Genomic DNA, 19,736 nt, shown 5'->3' with positions numbered 1-19,736 from the left:
TCACTGCCGAGTCGTTACGGAGCCGAACGTGATCAGCAGAAGACGACTGTTGGGCACCACCGCCGGTACCGCCCTCGCCACCACCATGGCCACAGGGGCCACCGGCGCCCAGGCCGCACCGCGCACCGACCATCGCACCATCCGGGTCTCCCGGCCCACCGTGGAGTACGTGAGCAACCCCCTGGGTCTCGACACGTCCCGGCCAAGGCTCAGTTGGCCGCTGGCGCCCGAGGGCCACGACCAGAAGCAGAGCGCCTATCAGGTCCGGGTGGCCACCCGGCCCGGCCGTCTGACCGCGCCGGACGTGTGGGACAGCGGGAAGGTCACGTCACCGGATTCGGTCCTCGTGCCCTACTCGGGACCGGAGTTGAGGGCACGCACGCGCTACCACTGGCAGGTCCGGGTCTGGGACGGCGCGGGCCGCGTCGGCGCCTGGAGCGAGCCCGCCTGGTGGGAGACGGGCCTCACCGCCGCCTCCGACTGGACGGCACGCTGGATCGCCGCCCCGGCGGCACTGGTCGGGGCGCCTTCCCTGGAGGGCGCTTCCTGGATCTGGTTCCCCGAGGGCGACCCCGCGAGCAGCGCCCCGGCCGCGACGCGCTGGTTCCGGGCCCGCGTGGAGGTCCCCGCCGGGGTGACACGGGCCCGCCTGGTCATGACGGCCGACGACGGGTTCACCGCCTACGTGAACGGCACACCTCTCGCCCACACCGAGCCGGACGGGCCGGCGGAGAACTGGAAGCGCCCGGTCGTCGTGGAGAGCCGGCTGGAGCCCGGAGTCGTGGTGATCGCCGTCGCCGCGACCAACGCGAGCGAGGGACCGGCCGGCCTCCTCGGCCTCGTCGAGCTGACCACCCCGTCCGGTGTGCGCACCGTAGTGACCGACGCGTCCTGGAAGACGGTGGACAAGGAGCCTCCGGGCGAATGGCGTTCGGCCGGGTACGACGACGGCGCGTGGGCACCGGCCAAGGTCGTCACCCCCTGGGGCCAGGGCCCTTGGGGCAAGGTGACGGCCGCCTGGTCCCCCGCCGCTCAGTTGCGCCGCGAGTTCCGCGTCCCGGCCGGGAAGACCGTCGCGCGGGCGCGCCTGTACTCCTCGGCCCTCGGTCTCTACGACGCCCACCTCAACGGCGCCCGGGTGGGCGAGGACCGGCTCGCGCCAGGCTGGACCGACTACCGCGAGCGGGTCCAGTACCAGACGTACGACGTGACGGACCGGCTCACCTCCGGCGCCAACGCCCTCGCCGTGACTCTCGCGGCGGGCTGGTACGCGGGCAACGTCGCCTGGTTCGGTCCCCATCAGTACGGTGACCGGCCCGCCTTCATCGGCCAGTTGGAGGTGACCTACACCGACGGCTCGACGGACCGGGTGCTGTCCGGCCCCGGCTGGCGTGCGGCCACCGGGCCGGTGACCAGCGCGGATCTGATGTCGGGCGAGGACTACGACGCCCGCCTGGAGACGCCGGGCTGGACGCGGGCCGGTTTCGACGGCGCCGGGTGGGCGGCGGTGGACGTGGTCGAGAAGGTGACCGCCGAGCTGGTCGCCCAGGTCGACGGCCCGGTCCGGGTGGAACGCGAGGTGGCCGCCAAGAAGGTGACCGAGCCGAAGCCCGGTGTGTTCGTGTTCGACCTGGGCCAGAACATGGTGGGCGCGGTCCGCCTGCGTGTCCGGGGCGCGGCGGGCACCTCGGTGCGGCTGCGGCACGCGGAGGTGCTCAACCCCGACGGGACGCTGTACACCGCGAACCTGCGCACGGCGCGAGCCACGGACACCTGTGTGCTCAAGGGCGGCGGCACCGAGACCTTCGAACCGCGCTTCACTTTCCACGGCTTCCGGTACGTCGAGGTCACCGGCTTCCCCGGCAGGCCGCGGCTCGACGCGGTCACCGGCCGGGTGCTGCACACCTCGGCACCGTTCACCATGTCCTTCAAGACCGACGTGCCCATGCTCAACCAGTTGCACAGCAACATCACTTGGGGACAGCGCGGCAACTTCCTCTCCGTGCCCACCGACACCCCGGCCCGCGACGAACGGCTCGGCTGGACCGGTGACATCAACGTCTTCGCGCCGACGGCCGCCTACACCATGGAGTCGGCGCGGTTCCTCGCCAAGTGGCTGGACGACCTGCGGGACGGCCAAGCGGCGGACGGCGCCTTCCCGAACGTGGCGCCGTCCATGGACGTCGGTGTCGGCGCGGCGGGCTGGGGCGACGCCGGGGTGACCGTGCCGTGGGCGTTGTACCGGATGTACGGGGACGTGCGGGTCCTGGAGCGGGCCTGGGCGTCGATGGTGAGGTGGCTGGACTATCTGAAAGCGCACAGCACCGGCTATCTGCGGCCCGACGAGGGCTACGGGGACTGGCTGAACCTCCAGGACGAGACACCGAAGGACGTCATCGGCACCGCGTACTTCGCGCACAGCGCCGGGCTGGTCGCTGGGGCGGCCGAGGCGCTGGGCAAGGACCCCGAGCCTTACCGGAGGCTCTTCGGAGACGTCCGGGACGCCTTCCGGGCCGCGTACGTCACCGGGGGCGGCCGGGTGAAGGGGGACACGCAGACGGCGTACGTCCTGGCGCTGTCCATGGACCTGCTCGCCGAGGCCGACCGCGCCCCCGCCGCGGCCCGCCTGGTCGAGCTGATCGAGGCGCGGGACTGGCACCTGTCCACGGGCTTCCTCGGCACCCCGAGGCTGCTGCCCGTGCTCACCGACACCGGGCACACGGATGTCGCCCACCGGCTGCTGGCCCAGCGCTCGTACCCGGGCTGGGGCTACCAGATCGACCGGGGTGCCACCACGATGTGGGAGCGCTGGGACTCCATCCGGCCGGACGGCACCTTCCAGGACGCCGGGATGAACTCCTTCAACCACTACGCGTACGGCTCGGTCGGCGAGTGGATGTACGCCCACATCGCCGGGATCGCCCCCGCCGCGCCCGGCTTCCGGAAGATCCTGATCCGGCCCCGGCCGGGCGGCGGTGTGAACGAGGCCCACGGCCGTTTCGACTCGGTGTACGGCCCGGTGTCCACGGACTGGACGACGGGCGCCGAGGGCTTCCGCCTCACCGTCTCGGTACCGCCCAACACCACCGCCGAGGTGTGGATACCCGAGACCCGCGACAAGGGGCAAGTCGTCGGCGGCACCGCAGCGTTCCTCCGCCGTGAGGACAACTGCGCCGTCTTCGCCGCGGGTTCGGGCACCCACCGCTTCACCGGCTGATCACCATCCTCCAGAAGGGCTGACGTGATGACCACCAAGGAAGCCGCCGGGGGCGAGCCTCCCTCGCGGGACGCCGTGAAGGCGGCGCTGAGCACCCAGGCAGTCGAGACCCCGTCCTGGGCGTACGGCAACTCCGGCACGCGCTTCAAGGTCTTCGCGCAGCCCGGCGTACCCCGCACCCCCTTCGAGAAGCTGGACGACGCCGCCCGCGTGCACGCGCACACGGGTGTGACGCCGGCCGTCGCCCTGCACATCCCGTGGGACCGCGTGGACGACTACGGCGCACTGGCCGCCCACGCATCGAAGCTCGGCGTGCGGATCGGCGCGATCAACGCGAACGTGTTCCAGGACGACGACTACAAACTGGGCTCGGTCACCAACCCGGACCCGGCGGTGCGCCGCAAGGCGGTCCGGCATCTGCTCGACTGCGTGGAGATCATGGAGGCGACCGGGTCGCGGGACCTGAAGCTCTGGTTCTCCGACGGCACCAACTACCCCGGCCAGGACGACCTGCGCACCCGGCAGGACCGGCTCGCCGAGGCCCTCCGTACGGTCTACGAGCGGCTGGGCGACGGCCACCGGATGCTGCTGGAGTACAAGCTCTTCGAGCCCGCCTTCTACGCCACCGACGTGCCGGACTGGGGCACGGCCTATGCCCACTGTCTCAAACTCGGCCCGAAGGCACGGGTCGTGGTGGACACCGGGCACCACGCGCCCGGCACCAACATCGAGTTCATCGTCGCCACACTGCTGCGCGAGGAACGGCTCGGCGGCTTCGACTTCAACTCCCGCTTCTACGCGGACGACGACCTGATGGCGGGCGCTGCCGACCCCTTCCAGTTGTTCCGCATCATGTACGAGGTGGTGCGCGGCGGCGGCCTGAGCGCGGACGTGGCCTTCATGCTCGACCAGTGCCACAACATCGAGCCGAAGATCCCGGCGATCATCCGCTCGGTGATGAACGTCCAGGAGGCCACCGCCAAGGCCCTCCTCGTCGACACCGGGGCCCTCACCGACGCCCAGCGCGCCGGTGACGTGCTCGCGGCCAACGGCGTCCTGATGGACGCGTTCGACACGGACGTACGGCCGCTGCTGGCCGAGATGCGCGAGGAGGCGGGCCTGGACCCCGATCCGATGGCCGCGTACCGGCGCTCGGGCTGGCCGGAGCGGATCGTGAAGGAACGGGTCGGCGGCGAGCAGGCGGGGTGGGGCGCATGACGCGGCAGTCCCCCGTCGTGGGCGAACTCCTGGAGCGGGCGCACCGTCTGGGAGCCGACCCGCGCAACACCAACTACGCGGGTGGCAACGCCTCCGTGAAGGGCACGGCCGTCGACCCGGTGACCGGCGACGACGTCGGCCTGCTGTGGGTCAAGGGCTCGGGCGGCGACCTCGGCACCCTCACGGCCGAGGGCCTCGCCGTGCTGCGTCTGGACCGGCTGCGGGCCCTCGCCGACGTGTATCCGAGGGGGGCGGGTGAGGACGGGATGGTCGCGGCCTTCGACCACTGCCTGCACGGCAGGGGCGGTGCGGCGCCGTCCATCGACACCGCGATGCACGCGCTGGTGGACGCCCCCCATGTGGACCATCTGCATCCGGATTCCGGCATCGCGCTCGCCTGCGCGGCGGACGGCGAGAAGCTGACCGCCGAGTGCTTCGGCGAGCAGGTGGTGTGGGTGCCGTGGCGGCGACCCGGTTTCCAACTGGGGCTCGACGTCGCCCGGGTCAAGGAGGCCAACCCGCGGGCGATCGGGGTGATCCTGGGCGGGCACGGCATCACCGCCTGGGGTGACACCTCCGCCGAGTGCGAGCGCAACAGCCTGCACATCATCCGCACCGCCGAAGCCTTCCTGGCCGCGCGCGGAAAGGCGGAGCCCTTCGGACGCCTCCTGGCGGAGTACGCCGCGCTGGAGGAGGGTGCGCGCCGGGAGCGGGCGGCCGCGCTGGCCCCCGCCGTCCGCGCGCTCGCCTCCCAGGACCGGCCGCAGGTGGGCCACTTCGACGACTCCCCCGGGATCCTGGAATTCCTGTCCCGCGCCGGACACCCGAGGCTCGCCGCGCTCGGCACCTCCTGCCCGGACCACTTCCTGCGCACGAAGGTGCGGCCCCTCGTCCTCGACCTGCCGCCGGCCGCCCCGCTCGACGAGGTACGGGCGCGCCTGCGGGAACTGCATGCCGCGTACCGCGAGGAGTACGCGGCCTACTACGCGCGCCACGCGGGCCCCGGCTCCCCCACGATGCGCGGCGCGGACCCGGCGATCGTGCTGATTCCGGGCGTCGGCATGTTCTCCTTCGGCCGGGACAAGCAGACCGCACGGGTAGCGGGCGAGTTCTACCGCAACGCCGTGAACGTGATGCGCGGGGCCGAGGCCGTCTCGTCGTACGCGCCCATCGAGGAGCGGGAGAAGTTCCGGATCGAGTACTGGGAACTGGAGGAGGCCAAGCTGCGGCGGATGCCGAAGCCGCGCCCGCTGGCCACCCGGATCGCGCTCGTGACGGGCGCGGGCTCCGGCATCGGCCGGGCGATCGCGCACCGGCTGGCCGCCGAGGGCGCCTGCGTCGTGGTGGCGGACGTCAAGGGCGCTGAGGCGGTGGCCGAGGAACTGGGCGGCCCCGACCGGGCGGTGCCGGTCGCGGTGGACGTGACGAGCGAGGAGCAGATCGCCGACGCCTTCCGCGCCGCGGTGCTGGCCTTCGGCGGGGTGGACCTGGTCGTCAACTGCGCCGGGATCTCCTTGTCCAGGCCGCTGCTGGAGACGACGGCGCGGGACTGGGACCTCCAGCACGCCATCATGGCCCGCGGGTCCTTCCTGGTGTCCCGCGAGGCGGCACGGGTGATGACCGAGCAGGGCCTGGGCGGTGACATCGTCTACGTCGTGTCCAAGAACGCGGTGTTCGCGGGCCCGGACAACATCGCCTACTCCGCCGCCAAGGCCGACCAGGCCCATCAGGTGCGGCTGCTGGCGGCGGAGCTGGGTGAACACGGCATCCGGGTGAACGGGGTCAACCCGGACGGTGTGGTGCGCGGTTCCGGGATTTTCGCCGGCGGCTGGGGTGCGCAGCGGGCGGCGACGTACGGCATCGCGGAGGAGGAGCTGGGCGCGTTCTACGCCCGGCGCACCCTGCTGGGGCGCGAGGTGCTGCCCGAGCATGTGGCCAACGCGGTGTTCGCCCTGACGGGCGGGGACCTGACGCACACCACGGGTACGCACATCCCGGTCGACGCGGGTGTGGCGGCCGCGTTCCTGCGGTGAACGCCCCGAACGCGTACGCCGCCGTCGACCTCGGTGCCTCCAGTGGCCGTGTCATGGTCGGCCGGGTCGGGCCGGGCACGCTCCGGCTCACGGAAGCCCACCGCTTCCCGAACCGCCCGGTACGGCTGCCCGACGGGCTGCACTGGGACGTGCTCGGCCTGTACGCCGGTGTCCTCGACGGCCTGCGCGCGGCGGGACGCGAGGCCCGGCTGACCTCGGTCGGCATCGACTCCTGGGCCGTCGACCACGGCCTGCTGGACGCCGACGGTGCCCTGCTCGGCAACCCGGTGCACTACCGGGACACCCGTACCGAGGGCGTCGCCGGGCAGGTGTGGGCGAGGGTCCCGGCGCCGGAGCTCTATGCGCGCACGGGGCTCCAGTACGCCCCGTTCAACACGCTCTACCAGCTGGTCGCGGCCCGGAACAGCGCCCGATTCCAGGCCGCGAGGCAGGTGTTGCTCATCCCGGACCTGCTGACGTACTGGCTGACGGGCGAGCGGGTCACCGAGCTGACCAACGCCTCGACCACCCAGTTGATCGACCCGGGCATCCGTACCTGGTCGCAGGAAGTGGCGGACCGGCTCGGCATCGACCTGACGCTCTTCCCCCCGCTGCGCCTGCCGGGCGCCCCCGCCGGGCGGCTGCTGCCCGCCGTGCTGGAGGAGACGGGGCTGACCGGCCCGCTGCCCGTGACCACGGTCGCCTCCCACGACACGGCGTCCGCCGTCGCCGCGGTCCCGGCCGCCGCCGGGGAACGGTTCGCGTACGTCTGCACCGGCACCTGGTCCCTGGCAGGGCTGGAACTCGACGCCCCCGTGCTCACCGAGGCAAGCAGGCTGGCCAACTTCACCAATGAACTGGGCCTCGACTCCACCGTGCGCTATCTGCGCAACATCATGGGCCTGTGGCTCCTCCAGGAGTGCCTGCGCTCCTGGGGCGGACCGGACCTCGGCCCGCTCCTCGACGCGGCGGCGGCGTGCGAACCGCTCCGGTCGGTCGTGGACGCGGGTGACCCGGGGTTTCTGGCACCCGGCCGGATGCCGGAGCGCATCGCCGCTGCCTGCCTCGCCACCGGACAGCCCGCGCCCGGGGACCACGCGAGCACGGTCCGGTGCGTCCTGGACTCCCTCGCCCTGGCCCACCACCGGGCGATCGCGGACGCCCAGCGCCTGTCGGGACACTCGGTGGACGTGGTGCGCGTCGTCGGCGGCGGCGTGCGCAACTCCCTGCTGTGCCAGCTCACCGCCGACGCCTGCGGACTGCCGGTCGTGGCGGGCCCCACCGAGGCGGCGGCCCTGGGCAACGTGCTGGTCCAGGCCCGCGCACACGGCGACACCGGCGGCTCCCTGGCCGACCTGCGCGCCCTCGTGGCCCGCACCCAGCCGCTGAGACGGTACGAGCCGCGGGGCACGACGAGTGCGTGGCGGTCGGCTGGAAAGCGGCTCGGCAAGGGCTGAGGTCAGACCCCGCTCGCGGTCACGGCCGAGGAGCAGACCAAGCAATCCCACACGGCTACTGAACCGCAGGCCAAGCGCCCGACCAACCAAACCGAACACTCCCCCGAGCCACGCCCATCACGCCCGAACGCACCCGCTTCAGCCGTCCCGAGTCCCCCTTCGAAGCCGAAACACCAGACCGAAGCAGTCCAGCGCCCCGAAGATCACTGCTCCGTCACAGTGGTCCCGCGCACCCCGCCGGGTGCGGCCCAGTTCCTGGCGTCCGCGATCGACCGGGCCGAACTGCACGGCATCCTGGGCACCATCGCGGGTGACGGCACCCTGATGCTGATCAGCCGGAACCCGGACGGCGGGCAGGCGCCGGCGGACCATCTGCTGCGGCTGGCGCAGAACGGGCACTGACCCGCGTGCGGGCCCGGAGCATGCGGCGGACAATGGGGATGTGATCTTCCGCAGCCGGCGAGCAATCTCCGGTCGGCGGCCGGCCGTATACAGAGGTGTGTCGGGTTTCCGGTTCCCCGTGGGCCGCCTCCCGGACGAGGCTCTCTTGTCCGGGCTGGCCACCGGCGACCCGGAACTCGCCGTCGCCTTCGTACGGAGGTTCCAGCACAGGGTTTTCGGCGTCGCCATGACGGTCCTCGGCGACCGGCAGATCGCCGAGGACATCGCACAGCAGACATTCGAACGCGCATGGCGTCATGCGCAGATCTACGACTCGCGCCGCGGCTCGGTCACGACCTGGCTGACGACCATCGCGCACAACCTCGCCGTCGACGCCGTCCGCGCGCGGCGGACGGAGCCGGTGGCACCCGAAGATCTCGACGCGCTGGTCGGCGCCGTCACCGAGACCCCCGAGCGGTGGGCGCTGGCCGACGAGGCCTCGTCCCAGTTGCGGGCCGCCGTGGCACGGCTGCCACGGGGGCAGGCCCGTGCCCTGGTGATGGCGGGCATCTACGGAATGACGGCCCAGCAGATCGCCGACCTGGAGCAGATCCCGCTGGGCACCGCCAAGACACGGATCCGGGCGGCGATGGCAAAGCTGCGGACCACACTCGGGTCTCCGAACCGAGGCGACCATGCCCAGTGACGCGAATTGCGAGAAGCTGCGGGAACACGGCGCAGAGCTGGCCCTGGGCGTGCTCTCCGGCCGCGAGCGGGCCGAGGCGTTCGCCCATCTGGACCGGTGCGCGGACTGCCGGGAGTACGTCGAGCACCTGACATTGGTCGGCGACGGGCTGATCGGGCTGCTGCCCGACCGCGAGCCACCCCTGGGCTTCGAGACCCGGGTGGGGCGCGCGCTGATCCGGGACGCCGCGGCACAGGAGCCGCGCCCGCCCGCGCGCGCATCCGGCCACCTGCCCACCGGCCGGCGCGGCCTCGGCCACCGGGCCCGGCTGCGGCTCGCATCGATCGGGGCCGCCGCGGCGGTCGCCTGCGGGCTCGCCGGCTGGGGGATCAGCACCGCCGTGCAGGACGTCACCGCATCACCCCCCGCCTCCGTGAGCGAGCCGATACTGGTCGGAGACCTGACCTCGGCCGCGGACCGAGGGCGGCCCGTGGGCGAGGTGTACGCCCATCCCGGTACCTCCGGCTGGCTCTTCGTGTCCGTCGATCTCGACGGCCGGGGCACCCGGTACAGCGGCAGGGTCATCTGTCTCCTGGAGCACGCGGACGGCACGACCGTCCGGGTCGGTGACTTCGCCGTGCGGGACGGTCGCGGCGACTGGGGTGCGTCGGCCGCCGTCGACACCGCGGCGGTCTCCGGTGCCCGCCTGATCTCCTCCGACGGCACCGTCATCGCCACGTCCCGGCTACAGGTCGGCCACGTCGAGACGCCGGTGGACTGAGGCCCGGCGCGGTCCGCCACGGCCTCAGCATGCCTCACCAGGGCGGCGCGGGCAGTGCCGACCGCAGAGCGGCGGCCAGTTCGTCGACGGCGGGCCGGGACGAGGGATCGGCCCGAAGGCAGGCGTCGACGGCGCCGGCGACAGCGGACGGCAGGCGCCGCCGGGAGCCGATCGGCGGGGCGCTCCGCTCCAGCTGCGGATACCACTCGCCGGTGCTGCCGGTGCTCTCGCAGGCCCGGTCACCCCGCTCAGGCCGCTCGTGCCCGGTACCCGGCCCGTCGACGTTCTCGCCGTTCTCGGCGCTCGCGGCCCTCGCGTGGTCGTCGTCGCGGGCGAACGGCACGTCACCGCACGCGACCTCGAACAAGGTGATGCCGATGCCCCACACGTCGGCCGCGGCCGTGAGCGGCCCTCCCCTGGCCTGCTCCGGAGCGAGGTAGCCCCGCGTGCCCACCCCGGCGGGCGCGGGCCCGGGGGGCCGCGCGACACTCAGGTCCAGCACCTTCGCGTGACCGCAGTCCACCACCACGTTGGACGGCTTGACGTCCAGGTGCAGCAGGCCCCGGCCGTGCAGGTAGTGGATCGCGGAGCACAGCTGCACCCCGAGCAGCGCCACGTCGGCGGCACCCGGCCGGCGCCGCAACCGGTGCACGAGGTGGGACAGGGTCTCACCGGTCAGCGTCTCCAGCACGACGAGCGGTTCGGGCGACTCGAAGGTCTCGTAGGCCCGGGTCAGATGCGGATGGGTGAACTCCCGCAACCACCCGCCCTCCCGCAGCAGCCGCTCGCGCAGCCGCTCCTCGTCCCGGCGGTCGGGCCGCACGGTCTTGATCACGCACCGGCAGGCCCGTTCCTCGCTCCAGGCGTCGTAGACGTCAAGCCAGCCCGTGCGCGTCAGATGCGCCAGCACCTCGTAGCCCGGAGCCGGTCTCGCGCCCGGTGCGAGGGCGGCGGGCCGCCGCGGGACGCAGGCGCTCACGACGGCACCGACCGCATGGCCGCGGACCCGCTCGCGGCGTTCAGCCGGTGGAGCCGGGCGTACGACCCGTCCCGCCGCAGCAGGTCGTCGTGGGTGCCGTACTCGACGACCCGGCCGCGGTCGAGCACCGCGATGTTCGTGGCGTCGCGGACGGTCAGCAGGTTGTGGGAGATCACGATGGTCGTCCGCCCGGCCATGAGCCGCCGCAGCGGGTCCATGATCCGCCGCCCCGACCGGACGTCCAGCCCGCTGGTCGGTTCGTCCAGGAGGAGCACCGGCGCATCCCTGATCATCGCGCGGGCGATCGCCAGGCGCTGGCACTGTCCGCCGGAGAGCGTCCGGCCCCGCTGGCCGACCATCGTGTCGTAGCCCTGGGGCAGTTGTTCGATGAAGTCGTGCGCGTCGGCCGCGCGCGCCGCCGCGACGATCTGCGCCTCCGTCGCCTCCGGCCGGCCGTAGGCGATGTTGTCCCGTACGGTGCCCTGGAAGACGAGCGTCTCCTGTAGGACCACCGCCACGTTCTCCCGCACGTCGGACAGACGCATGTCGCGCAGGTCGGTCCCGTCGAGGCGGACCGCTCCCCGGTCGGGGTCGTAGAAGCGCAATTGCAGCTTGGCCACCGTCGACTTGCCCGCGCCGCTCGCCCCGACCAGCGCCAGCGTCTGCCCGGCCGCGACCTGCAAGGACAGGTCGGACAAGGCCCAGGACGAGGTGCCGGGATAGCGGAAACCGACGCCGTCGAACTCCACGTCGCCCCGCGCGCGGCCGATCGGCCGGGCGCCCGCGGCCTCGACGACCTGCGGCCGCTGGTCCAGCAGTTCGATGATCCGTTCGGCGGAGGCGGAGGCGGCGTAGAAGGTGGTGCCGAGGCGCGAGAGGTTGCGGACCGGGCTGTAGAGCTTGCCGATCAGCGCGAGGAAGACCAGCAGCCCGCCCAGTGTGAGCTGCCCCTGGGCGAGCTTCCAGGTGCCCAGGCCCATGACCGCCAGGCCGCCCGACACCTCGATCATCTCCACGACGGGTCGGTAGACGGCGTGGATCCGCGCCGAGGCCATCACCGCGTGGAACCGGCCGAGGTTCTCCGCACCGAACCGGCGCTGCTCCCATTCCTGCCGGTTGTACGCCTGCACCAGGGCCACGTTGCCCAGCGTCTCCTCGGCGATCGCGCTGATCGAACCGCTGCGCCGCCTGCGTTCCCGGGACGCCTTCTTGATCAGCCGCGAGAAGTGCCGGGCCGCACCCCAGAACATCGGCACGATGACGAGGGCCAGGAGGGTCAGGTCCCACTGGAGGTAGAACAGCAGGCCGAGGAAGACGCCCAGCTGGATCACGTAGTAGAGGCCGTCCGCCACGCCCGAGAGCAGGAACGTCTCGACCGAGTCGACGTCGCCCGTCACCCGGGAGAGCACGTCCCCGAGCCGCCTGCGTTCGAAGAATCCGAGCGACAGCCCCTGGACGTGTCCGAAGACGGCGGAGCGCAGGGTGAGCAGGAAGCGTTCGCTGACCCAGGTGGACGTCACGTCGTCGGCGAAGCCGAGAACGCCGGAGCCGACGACGAGGCCCAGGTAGGTCGCAGCGATCCACAGCAGCGGCCCGAGGTCACGGGGGACGAGCACGTCGTCCACCACGATCTTGAAAAGCCATATCTCCCCGGCGTCGATGGCGGGGCCGATCAGGCTGAAGAGGACCACGGGAACGAACCAGCGGCGGCCCCCGCGGGTGTACGGCCAGAACCGCCGGAACACCTCGCGCGGCGCCACCGGCGGCGGGGCCGCGACCACGGCGTCCGACGCCTCGCCCACCGTCAGCAGACGCCGAAGACCGTACGCCATGGCATGTGTTCCTCGTGGATCGACATGGATCGACGGCGAAGCGGACCAGGTTCTTGGTTCCCCGGTCCGCTCAGCCTTCGAGTGGGTCAGTACCGGTTGTTGTCGTTGTGGTCACCGTGCCCGTGGCGGCCGCCGTGGTCGCCGCGGCCCTCACGGTCACCATGTCCGTGACGGCCGCCGTTGCCGCTGCGGTCGTCATTGTCGGACGTGTCGTTCCCGTGGTTGCCGTGCCTGGCGGGCATGAGATTGCTGAAGATTGCCATGGCTTTCCTCCTGAGACTTGCAACACTTGGGATACGTCCCAGAACGGAAGTTGGATGGCTTTCCGGGATAAAAGTGAAAAAAAGTGTGCGAAGTCAGGACTGTCGTCTCAGCCGGGCCGCGCCGCCGGCCTGCCTCCCTGTGCCACGCACCTCGTCGCCCGCCGTGATCAGCAGCGCCTCCACGCCGGGCAGTGACTCCAGCCACGCCGGCCAGGCCCGCGATCCCCTCGCGAACGCCACGGTCGCCCAGCAGTCCACCCAGGTCAGCTGGGGACCACCACCGTCACCGGGACCAGGTCGGTCACCGGCGACCTGCCCGTACGCGGAGCCACGATGCGCGCGCCCCGCTCCGCCGCACCGGACGTGGCCACCGACAGTTCGTCCAGCCCCGCCGCCGAGAGCACCGCCGCCTAGCCCGCCGGGACGCGGGAGGTCGGACACGCCTGCCCACCAGGCCCGGTGCAGTTCCGGCGTGCCGAGCATCTGGACATCCCCGCCGCCGTTCAGGCTGACCCCGCTCACGCCGTCCACCGCCGCCAGCAGCTGGGCCGCAACCTCGGCCGACCAGCCCTTGACGATCCCGGTCGGGGCCAGGAACCCCTGGTACCGGGTGCTGAACCATCCAGGTGGCCCCGGCAGACGGAGTCGATGCCCACGGTTCCGGCCACCACCGCCTCCCGGTTCAGCCTGGGCACGGGCGCCCTCCTCAGCGGCCCGGGTCTCCGCTTCAAGCCGTTCTGCTGCATCTACCGCGAAATGGGCGGGCCAATGGTCCGACGTCGGTATGTCTCAGCAGACCGTCATGCTGCTGCGCGCCGAAGGGCTGCACAGCTGTGCGCAGATGGCCTGGGCGAAGTCTCAGGGGAGCGTCGCGGAGGTTCTGTCGCCCCCGGACGAGCTCATCCTCTTCCGTGGCATGTCGATCGGGCTCGAACACGCCACGGCACGTGACGGCCGTACGGGCCGGGCCCCGCCCGACGAGACGGTCACCTTCGTCGACGGTCTCTGGCGCCGCGCCCTCCTCAGTCGACCGAGGTGTATGTTGCCGCACCCCCACGGTGCCTATATGCCATATTTGCCCACATGATTTCGAGGAAGGGCTCCCTATGAAGATCGCAGTCATCGGCGGTACCGGGCTGATCGGATCGCAGGTCGTCACTGATCTGAACGCCGCCGGGCACGAGGCGGTGCCCCACTCGAAGTCCACCGGGCTCGACGTCATCAGCGGCCAGGGACTTGACGAGGCGGTGGCGGAAGCCGACGTCGTCGTCAACCTGACGAACTCCCCGACTTTCGACGAAGCCTCCCCGGCCTTCTTCCAGACCTCGATGGACAAGCTCCTGGCCGCGGCCCACAAGGGCGGCGTCGGTCACTTCGTCATCCTCTCGATCGTCGGGGCGGACCAGGTGCCGGAGCTGGACTACTACAAGGCCAAGGTGCTCCAGGAGCAGATCCTCGCGGCCGGGCCGGTCCCCTACTCGATCGTCAGGGCGACACAGTTCATGGAGTTCATGGACGCCGTCATGTCCTGGACCGCCGACGGCGACACCGTCCGGCTGCCCGCCACGCCGATCCAGCCGATCGCCGCCAAGGACGTGGCCGACGCGGTGGCCCAGGTCGCCGCAGGCGCCCCGCTGAACAGCATTCGCAACATCGCCGGCCCCGAGATCTTCCCCCTGGACGAGCTGGGCCGCATCACCCTGTCCCACCAGGGCGACAACCGCACGGTCGTCACCGACCCCACCGCCGGCATGTTCGCCGCCGTCAAGAGCGACGTCCTCACCGACGAGCACGCCCACCTCGCTCCCACCCGCTACACCGACTGGCTCTCCTGACCCGCTCGCCCTCTGAGGTGCGCAGACCGCGAAGAGCCACCCCGTCGCCCACCTCGCGGGCCGCCCGCCTCGCGGGCCGCCGGGCTCGACGCCTTCCGCATCGGCGGTGCGGCGCGGCTCTCGGGTGGGACCTGCCGGTCGACGTCGCACCATTCTCCCTGGTCTGCTGCTGTCAGCCGTCGGCACACTGCTGACGGCGCTGACGGGCAGCCCGGTGACCGTTCTCGTCTCGGTCGCCCTGTTCGGGCTCGGCTTCGGGACCGCGCAGAACGCCACGTCGACCTTGATGTAGGCGCGTGTTCCCGCCGCCGGGTACGGCACCGTCAGCGCGCTGTGGAACTGCGCCTACGACGCGGGTACGGGTGCCCGTGCCGTCGCGTGCGGTTGGCTCGCGGCCGGCGCCGGTTACCCCTGAACCGTCGCCCTGACCGCCGTCGTCGTGCTGTGCGCTCTTGAGCCCGCGCTGGCGAACCGCCGTACGGCGTTGCCGGGCGTGCTGGACGACCGTCCCTCCCGGGCGCGAAGTCAGTGGTCGGCCGGGCCCAGCACGCTGCGGCAGTGCCCCCAGGCCGACTCCGACAGCAGCGGCCGCCATCGGGTGAACAGGTCGAGCAGGTCGGCCCCGTAGCGGGCGCGGACCTCCGGGCTGACGTCGACGATGTCCAGTTCGTTGGCGGCGGTGAGTTCGGCGAAGTCCCGGCGCGCCGCGGGGCTCGGTCGCGTCCGCGTGCCGGTGAACCGGTCGACGAACGTGCCCCGACTGTCGGTCAGCCCCTGGTACGACGCCTTGCGGTCGCAGGAGGCGTAGAAGTAGACCAGTGCTTCGGCCTCGACGCCGATCGCCTCGACCAACTCCGCCCGGCGCCCCAGATCCAGCAGGGCGACGGGAAAACCGTCGGTCCCGTAGAAGGCATGGCACAGCCCGGCCGATTGCAGCGCCGGGCGGGCGCCCCACGAGGCGAGGAGGGCGCTGACGCGCCGCAGGTGGGCCAGCAGCGTTCCGCCGGGATGCTCGATGTCCTCGGCTCCGGCCGCCCGCAGGATCGACAACGCCTTGGCGGTCATCTGCCCATCACCCTTCCTGAGGATCGCCGTCCGCTCTGTGACACCCACGGCGGACGGTAACCGCACGGGCCGGCTGCGGTTCGGTGTCTCCACGTCCGCTCAACCGATCGCGCCGGAAGCGTACTTCAGCCCGGTCGCGTCACGTCGAGGAGGCGCCTGTGATCACGCCGAGCGCGAGCCCTCGGCACTACGGGGGCCTGCCCCGGTTCCCGGGTCGGTCCGCGTGCTGTGCTGCGCAGTCGGGTGAATTCCCGTCCCAGGTCGAACCACGGTGGGTGTGTGGAGGTCGTGCCGTTCCACCCCTTCGACGACGGCAAGGCCCGCTCCGCCCTCCTCGCCTGTCTCTACGTCCTGGCCCGCGAGGGGGTCGCGCTCGACGGCGTACGGCTGCTGCGCCGTGTCACCTTCCAGGCCGACGAGCCGCGCGACGCGCTGACCCTCGCCGGGTACCTCGACCTCCACCGGCGCGAGACCCGGCGGAGGGGCCCCCGGGCTCCTGGGCGGCCTCCGACCTGGTCCCGCGCCGACCGGTGCCCTGGGTGCCTCGTGCGCGGCAGACGCCTCCGGCCCGGGCGAACCCGACCGGTTCCCGCCTGGAGCAGTGTCCGCCTGGACACTCTTGCCGCGCGCGTTCAGAACGTCGGCGTGAACTCCCCCGGCGCCGCGAGCCGCCCACCGGCTTCGCTCAGGCATCCGCCCGGCTCCGGCACGCGCGTGCGCGACGACCTAGGCGGGGCGGGCCGGGTGTTCGGGCCTTGCCGACCGGGGCGGGCTCTTGCCGCGGGACCGACGAAGGCGAGGAGTGCACTCTCCTCGCCACTCTCAACTTATAGCGCGATGGAGGGCTTGCCGCAAGGCCCCGGTCACGGCGCAGAATCGTCGGCCGAGGCCGGATCCGCGGGGACGGTGCACGGCGTGCGTGCGCTGCCGTCGACCGCGGGTGGTGCCGCGAGCGCGTCCCGCAGGGGGCCGGCCTCGCGGTGCGGGCGCCCGGTACGAGGGCGCGCGGGTGCGCGCCGCCTGACGGGACCGCGCGGCCGACCGGCTCGTCGTGGGAAAGGGCGATCAGGAATGGGGATGTGCGTGACACGGGGTGTGACGGGATCGACGGCGCCGCTGGCGCGATCGGCCACCGCAGGGCAGGCAGGCCGGGCCGCTTCGGAGGTACGGCCATGACCGAGCGGTACGTGCGGGAGCTGCACGAGGTCGACGAGACGCAGATCGCGGTCGTCGGCGGCAAGGGCGCGCACCTGGGCGGGCTGTCACGGATCGACGGTGTCCGCGTGCCGGACGGCTTCTGCGTGACGACGGACGCCTTCCGGCGGATCTCGGCGCAGGCGCCGTCCCTCGAGGACCGGCTCGATGAGCTGTCCCGCTCGGGTCCGGACGACCGGGAGGCGATCCGCACGCTCAGCGCGCAGATCCGTCGGACCGTCGAAGGGATCGCCGTCCCGGACGATCTCGTGGCGGCGATCAGCCGTGCGCTCGCCCGGCTCGGCGAGGGAGCCGCGTACGCCGTCCGGTCCAGCGCGACGGCGGAGGACCTGCCGACAGCCTCCTTCGCCGGTCAGCAGGACACGTACCTGAACGTCGTGGGGACGGACGAGGTCCTCCGGCACGTCAGCCGGTGCTGGGCCTCGCTGTTCACCGAGCGGGCCGTGACCTACCGTCAGCGCAACGGCATCGACCACCGCAAGGTCCGCATGGCCGTGGTGGTGCAGCGGATGGTCGTCCCGCGCGCGTCCGGCATCCTGTTCACGGCCGACCCCGTCACGGGCAACCGGACGGTCGCCACCGTGGACGCCGGCTTCGGGCTCGGCGAGGCCCTGGTCTCCGGCCTGGTGAACCCGGACGTCTTCAAGGTGCGGCACGGCGAGGTCGTCGCCAGGACGATCGCCACGAAGCAGCGGGCCGTTCACGCCCTGCCGGCCGGCGGCACGCGGGTGGTGGAGGTCGGCTCCCCGCGGCGGGACGAGCCGTCGCTGACAGATGCACAGGTTCTACGGCTCGTGCAGCTCGGGCGGCGCATCGAGGCGCACTTCGGACGCCCTCAGGACATCGAATGGTGCCTGGTCGACGACGGCTTCCACATCGTCCAGAGCCGGCCGATCACCACGCTGTTCCCTGTCCCGGAAGCGGGCGACCGGGAGAACCACGTCTATGTGTCCGTCGGCCACCAGCAGATGATGACGGACCCCATGAGGCCCCTCGGGCTCTCCGTGTGGCAGCTGACGGCCATGGCACCGATGCACGAGGCCGGCGGGAGGCTGTTCGTCGACGTCATCCGGCGCCTGGCCTCGCCCGCGAGTCGCGCCGGCCTCCTGGACATCGTGGGGAGGGGCGATCCGCTGGTCAGGGACGCACTGGAGACCGTCCTGGACCGCGGCGACTTCATCCCGTCGCTCCCGGACCCGGCTCCCGGGCGGCCGGCGGCCGGCGGCAGACCCGTCCCCGTCGCGACCGATCCGGCCGTCGTCACCGAGCTGATCGAGCGCAGCCAGGCGTCCCTCGCCACCCTGGAGCGCGACATCCGGACGAAGACCGGGCCGGCGCTGTTCGACTTCCTGCTGGAGACGTTCGAGGAGCACCGGCGGGTCCTCGGTGATCCGCTCAGCCTGCAAGTGATCATGGCGGGGATGGAAGCCACCTGGTGGCTCAACGACAACCTGCGGGAGTGGCTGGGCGAGAAGAACGCGGCGGACACGCTCACGCTGTCCGCCCCCGGCAACATCACCTCGGAGATGGGACTGGCGCTGCTCGACGTCGCGGACGTGATCCGTCCGCTGCCGGAGGTGGTGGCGTTCCTCAAGGGCGTCGAGGACGAGGGCTTCATGGAGAAGCTGACGAGTATTCCGGGCGGGACCGAAGCCCGCAAGGCCCTCGCGGAGTACCTCGACCGGTACGGCATGCGCTGTGTCGGCGAGATCGACATCACGCGCCCGCGCTGGCGCGAGCGCCCCAGCACGCTGGTGCCGTTGATCCTCGACCACGTCAGGAACTCCGGGCCGGGTGCCGCCGGGCGGCGCTTCGCGCAAGGGCGACGAAGGGCGCAGGAGAAGGAGCAGGACGTGCTGTCGCGGCTGCGGGCCCTGCCGGACGGGGACCGGAAGGCCGACGAGACCAAGCGGATGATCGACCGGGTCCGCACCTTCATCGGTTACCGGGAGTACCCGAAGTATGACGTCGTCAGCCGCTACTTCCTCTACAAGCAGGCGCTGCTGGGGGAGGCCGAACGCCTGGTGCGGGCGGGCGTGGTCCCCGAGGAGGAGGACGTCTTCTACCTCACGTTCCAGGAGTTCCACGACGTCGTGCGCTCGCACCGGGTGGACGACGAGCTGATCCGGCGGCACAAGGACGCGTTCCGGTCGTATCACGCGCTCACCCCGCCCCGGGTGCTCACCTCGGAGGGCGAGATGGTCAGCGGGAGGTACCGGCGCGACGACGTGCCGGCCGGCGCCCTGGCCGGCCTACCGGTTTCCGCCGGGACCGTCGAAGGGCGGGCCAGGGTCGTCCTCGACATGGCGCAGGCCGACCTCGAGGCGGGCGACATCCTGGTCACGACGTTCACCGACCCGAGTTGGTCGCCGCTGTTCGTCGCGATCGCGGGCCTGGTGACGGAGGTGGGCGGTCTGATGACCCATGGGGCGGTGATCGCCCGGGAGTACGGTCTGCCGGCCGTCGTGGGTGTGGCGCAGGCCACCCGGTTGATCCGGGACGGGCAGCGGATCCGCGTGCACGGAACCGACGGGTACGTCGAGGTCCTGTCCTGACCGGCCGTACCGCGGGTTCGTCCGTGGCTCCGGCCGGGTGAGGCCGGGCCGTCGACGGCGACCCGTGCGGAGCGCGGGCGGGATGTCCCGTCCGCGTCCCGCACCCGGCCGCCTCGGTCGGGCACCGGTGTCCGTCCGTCACCTGGGCTCGGCGGCACCCCACTTCTCGTCTACTTGACGACATCGACGCCTCTGATTATCGTCGCATTGACGAAATCGA

The 19,736-nt window shown here is 72.1% G+C and carries 13 protein-coding genes and 2 pseudogenes; 10 read left to right on the top strand and 5 right to left on the bottom strand.

The window, feature by feature from the left end; genetic code table 11:
• The first annotated feature begins 28 nt into the window (after positions 1–28).
• The 7 genes and pseudogenes from ABZ117_RS16195 to ABZ117_RS16165 all read left to right on the top strand — a co-directional run bounded on the left by ABZ117_RS16195 (position 29) and on the right by ABZ117_RS16165 (position 9,772).
• Complete coding sequence (locus ABZ117_RS16195; RefSeq protein WP_356821212.1) at positions 29–3,217, top strand: alpha-L-rhamnosidase; 3,189 nt, start codon at positions 29–31, stop codon at positions 3,215–3,217.
• 27 nt (positions 3,218–3,244) lie between these two features.
• On the top strand, positions 3,245–4,435 hold the full coding sequence (rhaI, locus tag ABZ117_RS16190; protein WP_356821210.1) for an L-rhamnose isomerase: 1,191 nt from the start codon (positions 3,245–3,247) through the stop codon (positions 4,433–4,435).
• Positions 4,432–6,468: a bifunctional aldolase/short-chain dehydrogenase gene (locus ABZ117_RS16185; protein ID WP_356821209.1), complete on the top strand. Its 2,037-nt coding sequence runs from the start codon at positions 4,432–4,434 to the stop codon at positions 6,466–6,468. The genes rhaI and ABZ117_RS16185 overlap by 4 nt, the downstream gene beginning before the upstream one ends.
• A gap of 53 nt (positions 6,469–6,521) precedes the next feature.
• Positions 6,522–7,925, top strand: coding sequence for a rhamnulokinase family protein (locus ABZ117_RS16180; protein ID WP_356821278.1), 1,404 nt, complete (start codon positions 6,522–6,524; stop codon positions 7,923–7,925).
• A 210-nt stretch (positions 7,926–8,135) separates the two neighbouring features.
• Positions 8,136–8,327: pseudogene (locus ABZ117_RS16175) on the top strand (arginine repressor); the annotation flags it as partial.
• 97 nt (positions 8,328–8,424) lie between these two features.
• The gene (locus ABZ117_RS16170; RefSeq protein WP_356821207.1) at positions 8,425–9,012 is read left to right on the top strand and encodes an RNA polymerase sigma factor; all 588 of its coding nucleotides are present in this window, start codon (positions 8,425–8,427) and stop codon (positions 9,010–9,012) included.
• Positions 9,002–9,772: a zf-HC2 domain-containing protein gene (locus ABZ117_RS16165; RefSeq protein ID WP_356821205.1), complete on the top strand. Its 771-nt coding sequence runs from the start codon at positions 9,002–9,004 to the stop codon at positions 9,770–9,772. Before ABZ117_RS16170 ends, ABZ117_RS16165 begins: the two co-directional genes overlap by 11 nt.
• 34 nt (positions 9,773–9,806) lie before the next feature.
• On the opposite strand, the gene ABZ117_RS16160 is transcribed toward ABZ117_RS16165, so the two are convergent.
• The 4 genes and pseudogenes from ABZ117_RS16160 to ABZ117_RS16145 all read right to left on the bottom strand — a co-directional run.
• Complete coding sequence (locus ABZ117_RS16160; RefSeq protein ID WP_356821204.1) at positions 9,807–10,751, bottom strand: serine/threonine-protein kinase; 945 nt, start codon at positions 10,749–10,751, stop codon at positions 9,807–9,809.
• Positions 10,748–12,583 carry an ABC transporter ATP-binding protein gene (locus tag ABZ117_RS16155; RefSeq protein WP_356821202.1) on the bottom strand — a complete coding sequence of 612 codons (1,836 nt, stop codon included), beginning with the start codon at positions 12,581–12,583 and terminating at the stop codon, positions 10,748–10,750. Before ABZ117_RS16155 ends, ABZ117_RS16160 begins: the two co-directional genes overlap by 4 nt.
• A gap of 86 nt (positions 12,584–12,669) precedes the next feature.
• Positions 12,670–12,846: a hypothetical protein gene (locus ABZ117_RS16150; RefSeq protein ID WP_356821200.1), complete on the bottom strand. Its 177-nt coding sequence runs from the start codon at positions 12,844–12,846 to the stop codon at positions 12,670–12,672.
• Positions 12,847–12,939: 93 nt separating this feature from the next.
• Positions 12,940–13,470: pseudogene (locus tag ABZ117_RS16145) on the bottom strand (FAD:protein FMN transferase); the annotation flags it as partial.
• A gap of 160 nt (positions 13,471–13,630) precedes the next feature.
• Between ABZ117_RS16145 and ABZ117_RS16140 the strand changes: the two are divergent.
• A complete protein-coding gene (locus ABZ117_RS16140) occupies positions 13,631–13,933 on the top strand; it encodes a hypothetical protein (RefSeq protein WP_356821199.1) in 303 nt (100 codons plus the stop codon).
• Between the two features lie 19 nt (positions 13,934–13,952).
• Positions 13,953–14,681 (top strand): NAD(P)H-binding protein, encoded by a 729-nt coding sequence (locus tag ABZ117_RS16135; protein ID WP_356821197.1) that lies wholly within the window; start codon positions 13,953–13,955, stop codon positions 14,679–14,681.
• 525 nt (positions 14,682–15,206) lie between these two features.
• Here the strand turns inward: ABZ117_RS16135 and ABZ117_RS16130 are convergent.
• Positions 15,207–15,746, bottom strand: a complete 540-nt coding sequence (locus ABZ117_RS16130) for a DUF6817 domain-containing protein (RefSeq protein WP_356821195.1) — start codon at positions 15,744–15,746, stop codon at positions 15,207–15,209.
• 1,172 nt (positions 15,747–16,918) lie between these two features.
• Between ABZ117_RS16130 and rph the strand changes: the two genes are divergently transcribed.
• The gene (gene rph / locus ABZ117_RS16125) at positions 16,919–19,516 is read left to right on the top strand and encodes a rifamycin-inactivating phosphotransferase (protein ID WP_356821194.1); all 2,598 of its coding nucleotides are present in this window, start codon (positions 16,919–16,921) and stop codon (positions 19,514–19,516) included.
• Positions 19,517–19,736 lie beyond the last annotated feature (220 nt).

Origin of the sequence: Streptomyces sp. NPDC006309, from assembly GCF_040613095.1 — a bacterium.
In the GTDB taxonomy this organism is placed as follows: domain Bacteria; phylum Actinomycetota; class Actinomycetes; order Streptomycetales; family Streptomycetaceae; genus Streptomyces.
Note: the sequence above shows the minus strand (reverse complement) of the source record. Positions and strands in the feature narration are given on the sequence as shown.